13 protein-coding genes (1 of these 13 only partly in view) are annotated in these 14,514 nt (G+C 36.0%); 9 read left to right on the top strand and 4 right to left on the bottom strand.

Translation table 11 applies throughout. From position 1 onward, the window contains the following. The 3 genes in view from H7A25_26470 to H7A25_26460 are tightly spaced (at most 8 nt apart) and all read left to right on the top strand, a layout consistent with a single transcriptional unit that may run on beyond the window. Positions 1-94: the 3' end of a methyltransferase domain-containing protein gene (locus H7A25_26470; protein ID MCP5503473.1), read on the top strand. The gene continues 536 nt to the left of window position 1, outside the view; only the last 94 of its 630 coding nucleotides appear in the window; the start codon falls outside the window, past its left edge; the stop codon is at positions 92-94. 8 nt (positions 95-102) lie between these two features. Continuing rightward, positions 103-513, top strand: a complete 411-nt coding sequence (locus H7A25_26465) for a CoA-binding protein (GenBank protein MCP5503472.1) — start codon at positions 103-105, stop codon at positions 511-513. Then, on the top strand, positions 500-2,191 hold the full coding sequence (locus H7A25_26460) for a DUF342 domain-containing protein (protein MCP5503471.1): 1,692 nt from the start codon (positions 500-502) through the stop codon (positions 2,189-2,191). Before H7A25_26465 ends, H7A25_26460 begins: the two co-directional genes overlap by 14 nt. Before the next feature lies 1 nt (position 2,192). Here the strand turns inward: H7A25_26460 and xerD are convergent, their stop codons facing one another. Beyond that, the gene (xerD, locus tag H7A25_26455) at positions 2,193-3,089 is read right to left on the bottom strand and encodes a site-specific tyrosine recombinase XerD (GenBank protein MCP5503470.1); all 897 of its coding nucleotides are present in this window, start codon (positions 3,087-3,089) and stop codon (positions 2,193-2,195) included. A 270-nt stretch (positions 3,090-3,359) separates the two neighbouring features. On the opposite strand from xerD, the gene H7A25_26450 reads away from it, so the two are divergent. From H7A25_26450 to H7A25_26440, 3 genes are read left to right on the top strand one after another with little or no spacing between them, the layout of a single operon-like run. Next, on the top strand, positions 3,360-4,991 hold the full coding sequence (locus tag H7A25_26450; protein ID MCP5503469.1) for a mechanosensitive ion channel: 1,632 nt from the start codon (positions 3,360-3,362) through the stop codon (positions 4,989-4,991). A 10-nt stretch (positions 4,992-5,001) separates the two neighbouring features. Then, the gene (locus H7A25_26445) at positions 5,002-7,314 is read left to right on the top strand and encodes a PAS domain S-box protein (protein ID MCP5503468.1); all 2,313 of its coding nucleotides are present in this window, start codon (positions 5,002-5,004) and stop codon (positions 7,312-7,314) included. Further along, positions 7,314-8,420, top strand: coding sequence for a hybrid sensor histidine kinase/response regulator (locus tag H7A25_26440; GenBank protein MCP5503467.1), 1,107 nt, complete (start codon positions 7,314-7,316; stop codon positions 8,418-8,420). The genes H7A25_26445 and H7A25_26440 overlap by 1 nt, the downstream gene beginning before the upstream one ends. Before the next feature lie 12 nt (positions 8,421-8,432). Here the strand turns inward: H7A25_26440 and H7A25_26435 are convergent, their stop codons facing one another. Continuing rightward, complete coding sequence (locus tag H7A25_26435; protein MCP5503466.1) at positions 8,433-8,945, bottom strand: hypothetical protein; 513 nt, start codon at positions 8,943-8,945, stop codon at positions 8,433-8,435. A gap of 105 nt (positions 8,946-9,050) precedes the next feature. Here H7A25_26435 and H7A25_26430 point away from each other — a divergent pair, with 105 nt between their 5' ends. Together H7A25_26430 and H7A25_26425 are read left to right on the top strand one after the other, a co-directional pair. Further along, positions 9,051-9,686 (top strand): hypothetical protein, encoded by a 636-nt coding sequence (locus tag H7A25_26430; GenBank protein ID MCP5503465.1) that lies wholly within the window; start codon positions 9,051-9,053, stop codon positions 9,684-9,686. 5 nt (positions 9,687-9,691) lie between these two features. Next, positions 9,692-11,596, top strand: a complete 1,905-nt coding sequence (locus H7A25_26425; protein ID MCP5503464.1) for a radical SAM protein — start codon at positions 9,692-9,694, stop codon at positions 11,594-11,596. Positions 11,597-11,624: 28 nt separating this feature from the next. Here H7A25_26425 and H7A25_26420 read toward each other — a convergent pair whose 3' ends face one another. After that, entirely contained in the window at positions 11,625-12,833 is a 1,209-nt protein-coding gene (locus H7A25_26420; GenBank protein ID MCP5503463.1) for a KamA family radical SAM protein, read from the bottom strand. 5 nt (positions 12,834-12,838) lie between these two features. Then, positions 12,839-13,681, bottom strand: coding sequence for a hypothetical protein (locus H7A25_26415; protein MCP5503462.1), 843 nt, complete (start codon positions 13,679-13,681; stop codon positions 12,839-12,841). Positions 13,682-13,779: 98 nt separating this feature from the next. Here H7A25_26415 and H7A25_26410 point away from each other — a divergent pair, with 98 nt between their 5' ends. Then, a complete protein-coding gene (locus H7A25_26410; protein ID MCP5503461.1) occupies positions 13,780-14,448 on the top strand; it encodes an HAD family hydrolase in 669 nt (222 codons plus the stop codon). Positions 14,449-14,514: the final 66 nt, after the last annotated feature.

The following is a 14,514-nucleotide window of genomic DNA, read 5'->3' as shown; positions in this document are numbered from 1 at the left end:
AATCAAGTCCTATACAATTAATGAATATGTTTATGGCCTTGAAGTGAAAGCGGGTAAAGATTTTACTTATGGACTCTCAGATTTTAGAGAATAAAGGTACTTATGGATAATGAAATATTAAGAAAAGCAAGAAAAAATGATAACTTAAAAGTTGTTCTGGTAGGAGCAACTAACGATAGGAAAAAATTTGGAAATATTATCTTTCGAAATTTAAAAGATAAAGACGTCGAGGTATTTCCTATAAATCCAAAAGCCAGTACAATTGAAGGACATCCCGTTTATCATAAGCTTTCAGAGATAGAGTCCTACGATATTATAAACATTGTGATTCCGCCTAAGTATGCATTTATCTTTATTAAAGAGGCTGTAGAGAACGGGCATGATAATTTCTGGCTTCAGCCGGGTGCTGAAAGCCCTGAAATTCTTGAGTTTTTAACCGCAAATGGAAAAAAATTTGTATATCAAGAATGTATTATGGTAGAAGTCCCCGGAGGACAATATGCCCAGAAATGAGTTTTTTGATTCCTTGCTTCAAGAGATTGAGGATAATGAGGATGGTAATTTTCAGATTCGTAATGAGGGAGGCTTTGCCGTACTTTCTGTTTCCAAACCCGGAAAAAATGGAAGGAGAATCGAATTAAATGAAGTAACGAATCGTTTAAGACTTTTCGGGATTGAAAAATATGATGAGAAGCAGGTCTCTCTTATTGTTAAGCAGGCTGAAAATAAAGAATATCGCATTGCAGAATGGAAAGGTGGAAAACCTGAGGATTCCCTGATTGAAATGGATGTGAATCCTGATGGAATGAAAGCTTACCTGAGAATTTTACCTCCGAAACATGGAGGCAAATTACAAACAAAGGCAAGTCTCCTGAAAAGTCTCAATGATGCCGGGATTAAATATGGAATTAAGGAAGACAATCTTGATTTACTTATACGGAATCAGGTTTTTTTTTCCAGAACTCTGGTAGCCGAAGGAACTCCTCCCGGCGAAACAAAGCATGGTTATATTAAGGTACATTTTGAGTCTAATGGAAAACCTTCTCTTACCGAGGATTTTTCGGGCAGAGTGGATTTAAAAAACGTTGGTTTTATCCAGACGGTTAAAAAAGGAGAGCTTCTGGCTGAGAGAGTTCACCCGGAGAAAGGAGAATCCGGAATGGATGTTTTCGGAAAAGAATTACCCAGTCCGGAAGGAACCAGACCCCCCTGGAGGTTAGGCGATAATTGTCAACTGTCGGAAGATGATGAGAAACTGTATTCAAAAATTGATGGAAGACCGGTTTTAGGAAGAGATGGATCCATTCGAGTTGATGAAGTTTGCCTTTTAAACAATGTTGATTATTCTACCGGGAATGTGGATTTTCCGGGCACAATTATTGTAGAAGGCAGGATTGCGGACGATTTCAAGCTCAGTACCAGGGGTTCTTTAATAATTAAAAAGAGTGTGGGAAGAGTTTTTCTTTCGGCAGATGGAGATATAGTTCTAAATGGAGGCGTAATGGGGAAAGGAGGAGGAAGTATTGAGTCTAAAGCCGATATTTACGCCAAGTTTTGTGAGCAAGCTTATCTGAAAGCCACTAAATCGATTTTTATTCATGAGGCCTCCATGCATTCCCGGCTGGTTGCCGGAGAGAATATTGTGATCCAGGGAGGAAGAGGAGAGTTTATCGGTGGAGAAGCTATTGCCGGAAAGTCCATTATTGTTGGAAAATTGGGTGCGGTTGTCGAAACAAAAACCTCTCTATATGTGGGTATCCCCCCGGAAAGACTGGACGAACTGGAGAAGCTTAAACAGGAAGCTGCCAAACAAACAGATTTTTTAGATAGAATCCGTAAAAATCTCTTCTCTTTGACAGAAACATCTAATAAAAGAGAGCTGGATGCAGAAGAAAAAATCTTTCATAAAAAACTTCAAATTGCAGAGAAGAATCTCAGTGTAAAATTAAACGGGATATTGGAGCAGCACGAAGAACTGCTAAATTCCTTTGAACCATCCAAGGAAAATTGTGTGGAAATTGAAAAGTCCATGCATCCGCGAGTTACGATTAATTTTGGAAAGAATAAAATCTTTCATTCCGAACTCAGAACCTATGATGGAAGGAACTATATATACCTTGCAGATGACATGCTGCCTATTTTAACGAGTGTTCCTCCGAAAAAGCCAAAAAAAGATAAGGAAAAGAAATAAATCATCCCCTCGGATGGTGCTTTTTATGAACTTCTTTTAGAGTTTTATTGGCCATCTGGGTATAGATCTGGGTGGTTGAAATATCGATATGGCCTAAAAGTTCCTGAACGGCACGCAAATCGGCATGATTTTCTAAAAGATGAGTAGCAAAAGAATGCCTCAGGGTATGAGGGGTTACTTTTTTCTTAATATTAGTTCTTTTTAGATAATCATTAAGAAGCCGCCAGACAGACTTTCGGTTGATGAAAGAGCCTTTCTTGGATACAAATAGATAATCACAGGAACGACTTTTTAAAATTTCCGGTCGGCTTTTGTCCAGGTATTTCTTTAAAATTTCCAGAGATTTCTCTCCAAAAGGAACAAGTCTTTGTCGTCCTCCTTTTCCTTCTACGATAAGGGTCATAGAATTTAGATCCAGATCCTCCATCCTCAGGTTACAGGCCTCTGAAATTCGCAGTCCGGAAGAATATAGAAGTTCAAAAATACACTTATCCCGTAGCTCGTAGGGATTGTCTTCGTTCAATTTATTAAAAAGACTTTCGATTTCTTCGAGTGTGAGGTGGTCCGGGATGGCTCTCAAAACTTCCGGAGTTTCGATTTTGTCAGTGGGATTGTAGTCAATTTGTTTGTCGTCTTTTAAATACTTGTAAAACTGGCGAATCGCTACTACTTCACGCGCCAGGGTTTTGGAAGATACTTTTCGGTCTTTTTCTTTGACCAAAAATTGCATAATATGGTCAGCCTGAACATCAAGAAAATCAACCTGTTCTTGATCTAAAAAATTTTTAAATTTATTTAGATCGTAGCCATAGGAGTTTATCGAGTTTTCACTCAAACCCTTTTCTATGGATAAGAATTCCTGAAAATTATGAAGTAGATTACCCTTAGCACTCACTATGTTTTGACTCTCACTGCTGGAATTGGTTTATTTATAGAATCGGTTAAATGTCGATTTCTTTTTTTAACTTTTTTTAGGATTCTATCCATACTTCGACGATATTTTTTATGGGACATAAGCATTATAATACCAACTAACTAACTATATGATTGCCAAATATATAATTAGTTTTTGAATTGGCAAGCTTTTTTTATGTCCCTTTTATTTAAGTCTTTTCAGGAAAGCTATAGGTTTTAATTTGAAGTAAATTGATTGATTATAGGCTCTTGAATGAAGAATATTTTTTTTGCTTTCATTATTTTTTTGTTTTGGACACTTACTGTTTTCCCGGGTCCTCACAACGGTCTTCCACGCGAGCTAAGACCTTCCGGAATACATAGTCCACGCCTGGCTATTGAAAAGTTTGCGAGCTTATGCAAAAAAGCTGAATATACAAAAGCTGCTTATTTTTTAGACTTAAGAAAATATCCCGCTTCAAGACATAAAGAACTTGGTGAAAATATTGCAAGGAAGATTTGTTATTTGTTTCATCAAAGATTTTCAATCGATATTGATTCTTTATCAAATGAGAAAGATGGAGATTTGAATGATGGGATTAAGTATAGAGATATCATTGGCTATGTTGTAGATAATGATAAGGAAATTTCCTTACAGGCTACTAAATTTATTTCTTACGGAGAAGTGATCTGGGTTTTTTCTACAGATACGGTAAGCTTATCAGAGACTATGTATGAAACCTATGGACCAAATATATATAGACGTTTTTTTCCTGAAATTCTCTTTCAGCAGCAAATGCTGGGTTTACAATATTGGCAATGGATAATATTACCTTTTGCATTTATACTTTCTATTCTTTTTGGTTTTTTGATTACAGTTATATTTTATAAATTAATTCGTTATCTTCTGGATTGGACAACAAATGAATGGGATAATCACTTATTTCTGACCATTAATCGTCCTTTGAGATTATTTTTTATTTTACTTGTATTAAGTTTTTCTTTAGAACTCTTATACCTTCCGCGTTATATTGGAAAAGGTTTTTATTCTATTTTACAATCTCTACTTATCATCGTTTCCACCTGGATATTAATTCAGTTTATGAATTTTATTTCCCTGATACTGGAAGATCGTTTGAATTTGAAAGGGAAAGAGAATGAAGTTACTGTTAGAGCAGCAAAAACACAGCTTATCCTTATAAGAAGAGTATTAAATATTTTTATAGGGATCCTGGGAGTCTCCCTGGTCTTTTTTCAATTTGACGCGGTTCGAAAAGTGGGTATGTCGCTTTTAGCTTCAGCTGGAGTGGCGGGTATCGTTATTGGTCTCGCAGCTCAAAAGTCAATTGCCTCTATTCTTTCGGGGATTCAATTGGCCATGACAAGGCCGATTCGTATTGGAGATACCTTAATTGTATCCGGAGAATACGGTACAGTGGAGGAAATTAACCTGACTTTTGTGGTTTTAAAGGTCTGGGATGAAAGGCGGTTGATTATTCCAATAAATCATTTTTTAGAGAAAAACTTTGAAAACTGGACTAAGGTTTCTTCTGACTTAAAAGGCACTGTGGTTCTTTATGCAGACTATACGGTTCCTATTCCTGAACTGAGAAACGTATTTGAAACTTTTTTATCTACTCAAGAAAATTGGGATAAACGAGTATGTGGTTTACAAGTTACGGATATATTGGAAAATTCTCTACAGCTTCGTTTTTTAATGTCGGCAGAAAATTCGTCTAAACTCTGGGATTTGCGTTGCAATGCACGTGAGTATATGATATCTTTTTTACAGGAACTGGATTCAGGAAAATACCTTCCTAAAAAAAGAGTGAAGTTAGAATCCGAAAAGCCTGAAAAAAAGGGTTTAATTTCTAAAGGGATAGAGAAATTAAGAAAGGAAGTATAGGGTTTGACTTATGTGGAATTATGAAAATTTTCGAAAACAGGCGCAGGAACATATCAATCAGGGAGATTGGACCGGAATGGAAACATTGCTCCGGGAAGCTGATGAAACCTTTTTACAGGAACAGAATAGACTTTTGGAGAGTGAAGAACGTTTTCGTATAATTTTTAAAGAAGATAAAAGTGTAAAACTTCTAATTGATTCCGGCACTGGTCAAATCGTGGATACAAACCCTACAGCCTGTGATTTCTATGGCTATTCGTATGAAGAACTTTTGCAACTTCGTATACAGGATATTAATATTCTTTCTTTTGATGAAGTAAGGAGAGAAATGGCATTTGCGAAAGACCATAAAAAGAACTTTTTTCACTTCAGGCATCGTTTGAAAGATGGGAATATTCGGGAAGTGGAGGTAACCTCTAACCCGATTCGAATAGCAGGTAAAGATTACCTCTTTTCCATAATATATGATATTACGGAAAAAATAAAATTTGAGAAAGACAAACAGGAAAAGGAGGAACTCTATCAGTTGGTTATAAATACCGCCGCAGAAGGTTTTTGGATGATAAATGCAGAGCAAAAGACCATAGAAGTGAATCAGGCACTATGTGATATGCTGGGCTATAGCAAGGAAGAACTTTTAGGTCACTCCCCTCTGGATTTTGCGAATTCGGAAAGTTATAAAACTATTAAAGAACAATTAGAGAAAATTTCGTCTACGCGACATCGAGCTTACAGGCAGGATTTGGTAAAGAAAAGTGGAGATATTTTTCCTGCTTTTTTTCATGCCAGTACTATTACCGATGATGCAGGAAAAATTATTAATTCATTTGCTTTTGTTTCTGATGTTTCAGAGAGAGATGAAGTTGAAAAAAAATTACAGACCGCTAAGGACCAGGCAGAGCAGGCAAATATGGCAAAGAGTATTTTTCTTGCCAACATGTCTCATGAGATAAGAACTCCTTTAAATTCCGTGATAGGTTTTGCAGATCTCTTAGATAAGAGGATTGAAGACTCGGAACAGAAAAGTTATATTCAGGCTATCAAATCAAGTGGAAGGGTTTTGTTGAGTTTAATCAATGATATCCTGGATTTTGCTAAAATCGAATCCGGACGAATGCATATACAGGAAGAAGATGTAAATCTTTTGGATCTTTTAAATGATTTACAGGAAATATTCCTTCCAAAGGTACATTCTAAAAAGTTAGATTTTCTTCTGAAAATACCGGAAAAATTACCCCTATTCGTATTGGATAAAATAAGGGTTCGGCAGGTATTATTTAATCTTATTTCTAATGCAGTGAAGTTTACTGAAAAAGGAAGCATAAATGTACAAGCTGAATTCTATGAGGAAAATAAGGAATTATGTATCAAAGTAAAAGATACAGGAATTGGTATTCCAAAAGAGAAATGGGAAAGTATATTTGATGTTTTTAGACAGCAGGATGAGGCTGATTCCCGAAAATATGAGGGTTCAGGACTCGGCCTATCTATTAGTAAGAAATTAATAGAAATGATGAAGGGTTCTATTGAGGTAGAAAGTGAAGTAGGCAAAGGGAGTGAATTTTCTATAAGGTTTTTCAATCTATCAGTAAAACCGAATAGAGGTAATTTACAATATAGTGGTGATATTAATAGTATAAAATTTAAAAAGTCAAAAGTTCTTATTGTTGATGATGTCGATATGAACCGTCATTTACTTTCTAAATTTTTAGAAAAACGAAATATTCAAACTTTTGAAGCCGGGAATGGACTGGAGGCTATTGAAATAGCTCAAAGGGAAGTTCCTGAGGTAATTCTTATGGACCTTCGTATGCCCGGAATGGATGGATACGAAACGGGGCGAAGAATTCGTGCGATTTCCGAGCTTGAATTAAAACCGATGATTGCTATTACCGGCTCTACTATTGATAAGAATGAAAAAGGTATACAGTTTGATGCCTTTATTAATAAACCAGTTCAATTGAAAGATGTAATATTGGAACTTAGTAAGTTTTTACCTTATGAAAAAATCGAATTGATGGATAATCAAAAAATGGAAGGAGGATTTGGTTCGAAAGAGAATAATATACGAGCCTTACAAGAAATACGTTCCGGATTACTTTCTGAATGGGAGAAAATTAAAAAGCGTCAATCCATCTCAGATGTGAAATCATTTGCACAGGGAGTTTGTGAGCTGGGTAAAAATTATACAATACCTATTCTAACTCAGTATGGAAATACTCTTTTGGATGCAATTAAATCTTTTGATATACAGGAGATAAAACGTCGAATAAGTGATTTTCAAGGTATTGTGAATGATCTAGAAAGGGAAGTGGAATTATAATGAAGGATGATTTAATAGAAAAAGCCAGTATATTAGTTGTAGATGATGTTCCGAGAAACATCCAGGTTGTGGGGTATCTATTGCAGGAAAAAGGTTATGAGATTGAGTTTGCTACTTCCGGAGAAGAAGCCCTGGATTGGTTATCTACTAAGGATTTTGACTTAATATTACTTGATATCATGATGCCCGGAATGGATGGTTTTGAGGTTTGTAGGAAGTTGAAAGACATTGAAAGAAATCATGATATCCCGGTGGTTTTCTTAACAGCCAAAAGCGATTCGGACAGTATTGTGAAAGGATTTTCTGTAGGTGGTGTGGACTATATTACTAAACCTTTTTTAAGTGAAGAGTTGATTGCGAGAGTAGAAACGCATATTCGGTTGCGAAAACAAAAAATTGAACTTGCTGAAATTAATGCAACAAAAGACAAATTTTTCTCCATAATTTCACATGATTTAAAGAATCCATTTAATGCTATTATTGGTTTTACAGATCTATTATTAAATGAATATAGGTCTATGTCACCCGAACAATTAGAAAATTATATCCATTATATTTACCAGGGAGCTAAAACTGCATTTGACTTGTTAAATAATCTTTTAGTATGGTCCAGATCTCAAACCGGAAGGCTTGAGTATAAACCCTGGAATTTTTCACTCGGAGATGCTGTAAAGGAAGTTCTGGAGCTATATTACGATAGTACGGAAAAGAAAAATATTACTTTAAAAAATAGAATTCCCAAAGAAGTGCGGGTTTATGCAGATAGGGAAATGGTATCTACGATTATTCGAAACCTTGTTTCGAATGCTATAAAATTTACTCCGAAGGGAGGAGAGATTTATGTGGATTATAAAATCCTGGATGTAAACTGTCTTGAAGTTTCTGTTTCAGATACAGGAGTAGGTATTGCTCAGGATAAGATTAACAACATATTTCGTTTGGATAGAGGATATAGTACCAGAGGTACTGAAAAAGAATCGGGAACGGGACTGGGTTTGATTTTATGTAAGGAATTTGTTAGAAAGCATGGTGGAGAAATGCAGATTGAGAGTAAGGAGGGTAAGGGGAGTATTTTTAGATTTACCCTTTGCGCAGAAAAAAATTAAAAATTTCCTAAATTAGTTTTGTCCTATCGGCGGAAAACTGAGTAATTGTTTAAATTGAAAGTGCAGATATTCGCTGAGCATTGGTTTTCGGTAATAAAAATGAGTGTCGTTGTGTAAAATAACCTGCCAGGTGCTTATGGTGGTTTCAGGCATTGGAGTTTCTTCTGTTAAAAAGATTTTTAAGTTTTCACCGGGACTACTCAATATTTCCTGCTTTACCCAATAAGGTTTAGGATTACTTCTCTTTTTTAAAAGGAGAACCTCTCCCTCTTTTTCTTGAATTAGGATGAAATGGTCTTTCCATTCTCCTTCTGCTTTTAACCAATCGGAATAATATCTTTTTGTGATATGGAAGGATTTCTTCGCACTGTAGTGGTTTGCATAAAACCCGGGTCTGCTTGTAAGGCTTGTTTTCTTCACTGAAAATCGTTTTTCCCCTATATCTTTAAAGAAAAGAATATAACGGTTAAATAAAAAAAGGCTGAGAAAGATTAGTAAAAGGTATAATGTCTTTTTAAGAGGCATAGGTTTTTTAAAGAGTGTTTTTTCGTATGTAAGAATCAAGAAACAAATTTAAAATATAGAAAAAATTCTGCTTTCCATAAAATCCTCAAGTTCCAAACTTTGACTGTGGAAGATAGGATCGACATCTATTTAAAAAGAAGTTTTTTACATTTCAAAAAAAGAAGATTACAGATAAATGCAGAACGTGTGAAGTATGAAGATAAAGAAATTTTATCTGAAAACGCAAAAGCGATCCGTTATGGAATCATGCAAATCTATGTTAACGGTATTAAAACGAATCGAATTTATGAAATTGAAATAGAAGATGAAAATTCTAAAAAGCTTAGAATCAGCTTTCAATCAGTAAGAATGTTCGGCAAAAATAAGGATATGGAGGAAACCTATTTTTCTATTATCGAAGCTTTATGGGAGTCTGTTACCTACAAGCTATTTAAAAAGAATTTGGATGCGTTGTATGAAGGAAAGTCAGTTAAATTAGCAAGTGTTGAAATTTCTCCTTCCGGCTTAAAAATGAGCGTTAGGCGCTGGTTTAAAAAAGAAGAACATTTTGTGGAGTGGAAAGATTTAAGGAAAAGTGTAGGGGAAGGTTACTTGAATATTCAATCTTCTGTAAATAAAAAAGTGAAACTTTCTTTACAGCTACAGAAGCAATGGAATGCGGTAGTTTTGTCTGCTATCCTTGACTATTTGTGGGAAGAAGGAAGGGCCTATCAATTAGATGAGATGCATCGACGATTTTAAGTAGAATGCAGAAAGTTTTATTATTACAGTTACCGATTATTCCACCTGCTTATTATGCTACAACGGGGAATGTTCCATTGGCGGCCGCCTGTCTTCTTGTCTCAGCGTTAAAACAGGGTCTTGATAAGAAAAATTATCAATTTGAAATATTAGATCTGGATATTATGGATAAAGAGGGTGATGAAAAGATCCTGAATACCATATTAAAAAAAGATCCTTCTTATCTTGCTTTCTCTTTATACCTTTGGAATTCCGAAAGAAGTCTCTATATTGCTCGTGAAGTAAAAAAGAATAAAAAAGATGTGGTTATTATAGTAGGAGGGCCGGAGGTCAATCTGGATAATCCTCATATTTTTAAGAATAACTGTATTGATTACTATGTGGAGGGGGAAGGGGAAGTAACCTTTTCTAAACTATTAGAAGAATTGTATCAAGGAAATAAAATGCCTTTGCTCCCCGGTTTATATTACCCCGGTATGTCTATTTCAGATTTTCGATCTTATATCCCTGATTTTTTATTGAGTGAATATCCATCTCCCTATCTGAATTCTGTTTTGCCCGTTCAAGCTTCTATTCCTGTTTACTTAGAAACAGTAAGAGGTTGTAAATCTTCCTGTACCTATTGTTTTTATCCAAAAAGTAGTTCCAGATTACGTTCATTAGAATTATCTGAAATACAAGTCCTTTTGCAAAAGCTTAAGGATTCAGGAGCAAAAGAGCTGGTTTTTTTAGATCCTACATTTAATCACAGACAGTCATTTGAAGACTTATTAGATATGATGAGTTCACTGAATCTTAAGGGACAATGCAATATGTTTGCAGAACTCAGAGCTGAGGGGCTTAATCAAAAGCTTGCCCGTAAGCTTTCGGAGGCCGGATTTACTAAAATCGAAATTGGCCTGCAATCCATAAACACGGAAACTTTAAAGAAAATTCAGAGATATGGTAATCCGAAAAAAGTAGCAGAGGTGGCAAGACTTTTAGAAGAAGAGGGGATGGATTTATTACTGGATTTGATAGTCGGGTTACCCGGTGACACACCTGAGGATGTTTTATCCGGTGTGGATTTTTTTATAGAGGAAGGACTTACGGATTATTTACAAATTTTTCCTCTGTCTGTATTACCGGGGACTGTTATGCGCGGAGAGGCCGAAAAAGAAGGATTGAAATTTTTAGATACTCCACCTTATTATATTCAAAAAACAAAATCTTTTACTTATAAACAAATACAAGAAACTCTTGAAGAAGTAGAATACAGACTTGATTATCGAATCGATGAATATCCGAGACCGCATCTTGTAGATTTTGAATACGGACAATCAGATGTTTATAAAATTAATTATAACGAATATTCAGAAAATATGATGCAATTATTAATAGGACCGGCAAGTTCTCATCATGCTATCTGGTTTACCGGTAAGGATTTATTTTCTCAAAAAGAAAGCATTATCAAAGCCCTGCGAATTCGAAAAGAAATCGATCCGTTTTGTATTCTGGATGTTGTTTTGAATCCTGAAGAAAATTTCCCTTTAGATCTATTGGACTATATAAAAAAAGAATTAGAAACTTATCCTTCTACATACATTAAACGACAATTAGCTTTTCGTGAAGAAGATATGCAACATCGTTTGATTATTTTATTACCCCTGCATCATACTTGTAGTCTGGATTGGGTCCTGGTCTGTATGAACGAAGTCAGGGTTTATAAGGATACCTGGGTATGGGATACCCTGCGTTTTCTTCCTGAATTAGGTATGAGTCTACCGGCTGCCCGGATTTTAGATCCTAAAATTGACAGCGATACCTTCGAGCGTTTAAAGGAAGAAGCTGACCCGGAAGCTATTTCTTTTGCTTCAAGACTTTTGGAAAAGAGATGGACAGCGGAAGTTCTTGGATACGAACGACAGTAAATTGATTTTGATTCCATTTTCCTTTAAACTATGGAATTTTATAAATTTCTTTAACCTGTAACCAGATATTTTCCGGAACTTTTTTGTAGGTATGATCATATTCCGAGCCTATTGGCTCCGGACTGATGTGGAAGGTACCACTTATCGCCGAGCGAAAAACGTGGTATCTTGTTTTTTTGTGAAAGCCGAGATACCAATCAGGTGAAAGAATGATTTTACCTCCCCCTCCGGGCAGATCGTTTACAAATTGAGGTATACCCATTCCCCCTATTTTTCCTCTCATGTATTCAATAATTTCAATGCCTTTTTGTAGGGGAACCCGAAAACCCCTTGAACCCGGAATTAACTCTCCATCATACATATAATAGGCTCTTATACGCATTTCGAGTAGTTTTTTATGTAAAGCTAACATGGCTTCACCTGTATCGTTAATGCCTTTCAAGAGTACGCACTGATTGCCTACATTCACTCCGCATTTTAAAAGTTTTAAAACAGCTTCTTTGGCTTCTTTTGTACATTCCTTTTCGTGGTTAAATTGTGTATTACAAAAAATCGATAATTTATCAGTATTATAATATTCTATAATATCACATAACTCTCTGGTGAATCTTTGAGGAAGGGTAACCGGGTTTCGGGTTCCGATACGGCAGATTTTAATGTGCGGGATTTTTTCAAGAGTTTCTAATATGTAGGCAATCCGGGAATCACTCAGGTTTAATGGATCACCACCGGATATAACTACATCGCTAACGGCTGTGTCGTTTTTGAGATAATTTAAACAATTATCAAGGGATTCTTTATCCATTCGTTCTTCGTTGAAGGAGACTTTTCTTCCACGCATACAATGTCGGCAATATACAGAGCATTCCTGGTTAGAAAAGAGAAGAGCCCTATCTCCGTACATACGTGTAAGTCCTCGCACCGGGGAAAGTCTTTCTTCATGGAGAGGATCCGGACTTTCTTCCTCTGAATGAATAGTTTCTGATATCCTCGGAACGATAGTCTTTCGAATGGGACAGTCGGGATCAAAAGGATCGGACAGGGAAAGATAATACGGGCTGGTTCCTACATTCAAGCGAATGGTTTTTTCTATGGCTATTTTTTCATCCTTGCTGAGTTGGAAGTATAGATGAAGTTGCGAAGCTCGAATACGATGTTGGAGCTGAAAGCGGTAGTCCGAGAAATTTCCGCTTTCAAAAAGTATTTTTCTATTTTGCAATATATCAGTTTCTTTCATAAGGTTTACGGTTTAATTCTTTTAATAAGTTCCGGGATTAGTTCTGATAAAGTTTCATCCATTCGAATTCTATCAAAACCCTGTTCATAATTTTCACAAATTTTTTCCAGCTCTTTAAGGGAAAGTTCTTTTTGTTCGGTATTCAAATAGACCCTGGCTCTCAGGATGTGGGCGGAGAGGTAATCGGGATTTAGTTCCAAGATCCGATTTATGATATTTAAAACCCATTCATCCTGTCCAATTTCGAGGGCTGCCTCGGCCTTTTTAGATAGTACATCCAGATCTTCCGGTTCTAATTCAAGAATCTGGTCGTAGATTTCTATTTTTCTTTGAGGGTCCGTTTCGGAAGTCGAAAGAACCCAGAGGGAATGAATGTTCTGGGTTTTCTCTATGGCTTTCTGATTTTCCAGGATTAACTCTCCTTTTTCCCGTATTTCTTTTTCAAGGGTATCCAGTCGTTTTTCGTATTTTTCGGTTAATCGGGTGATTTCCGCATCTGCTATTTTACGCAGGTTTTCTTTTAGATCTCGAAAAGACTGCCATCCGACCAGGGCCATGAGAGAAATTGCTCCCACCACCATATAGAAAAAATAGGTAACTGTATTGATGGAGTAACTCACTGCTTTATCTGCGAGGCTGAGTTCCTTATTAGCGACTTTTTCCACTATTCCGGCCTTGAACTCCATAATATCTATTCTGAGTGCCTTGAGTTCATCTAAAACGTATCGTTCCATCAGGGGTGGCATGTTACTTCTTTTATTATCTTCCGGTTTTTCAATATCAATGAGTTTTTCGGCATACACGGGAAACATAGATACCAGTAAAAGAATGAGGCCTATCTTATTCATAGATACAAAGCAATCAATCTTAAAACCTGAGTGCAAGAAGTTTATAAAAAAGAATAAAAAACACTTTTTTTTGTTAGGGCATATGGAAAGTATTACCTATGGATAAGATTCGCCTCCTTGCTTTCGATGTAGATGGAACTTTATTTTCAACCGAGAATATTATTGCCGGAACCTATCAGTCAGCCATCCGGAGATTTTCGGAATCCAGCGGAGAAAACATCCTTGTTCCCTCTAAAGAAGCCATCATTAATGAAATAGGCAAACCCGTTAAAACTATTTTTAGGAATTTATTACCGGACATAAGCGAAGAAGAGCGGGATATTATTTCTCGTTCGGTTCTTCATATTCTCTGTGAAAAAATAGAAAACGGAGAAGGGCATTATTATGAAGGAATTCAGGAAACGATTGAAGGTTTAAATCAAGCCGGATTTATCATTTGTGCAGCTTCAAATGGGCGTTACCCTTATATTGAAAGTGTTTTGAAAACAGCCGGGGTATTTTCTTATTTTGATAGTTTAGTTACCCTTGATTACGAAAAAATACATCAAAAAGGAGAAATTCTGAATGTGTATAAGCAAGAATATCGCTTAACTTCCAAAGAGATCCTAATGATAGGAGATAGGGCTTCTGATAGAGAGGCTGCTGATTTTGCTGAAACCTATTTTCTATATTGTGAATATGGCCATGCGAATCCGGGAGAGGTTACTCGTTATGACTGGAAAGTTGACAGTCTCCTGGGTATGTTAGGTCTATTCGGATTAAGATAAATTATATATAAGAATATTCTAATTAATCTTCACGCTGATGCCTGGAGGATAAAAAAGTATTGATTC

The sequence above is a fragment of the Leptospiraceae bacterium genome (assembly GCA_024233835.1).
In the GTDB taxonomy this organism is placed as follows: Bacteria; Spirochaetota; Leptospiria; order Leptospirales; family Leptospiraceae; genus JACKPC01.
The sequence above is the reverse complement of the archived record's forward strand: the minus strand, read 5'-3'. Positions and strand labels throughout refer to the sequence as shown.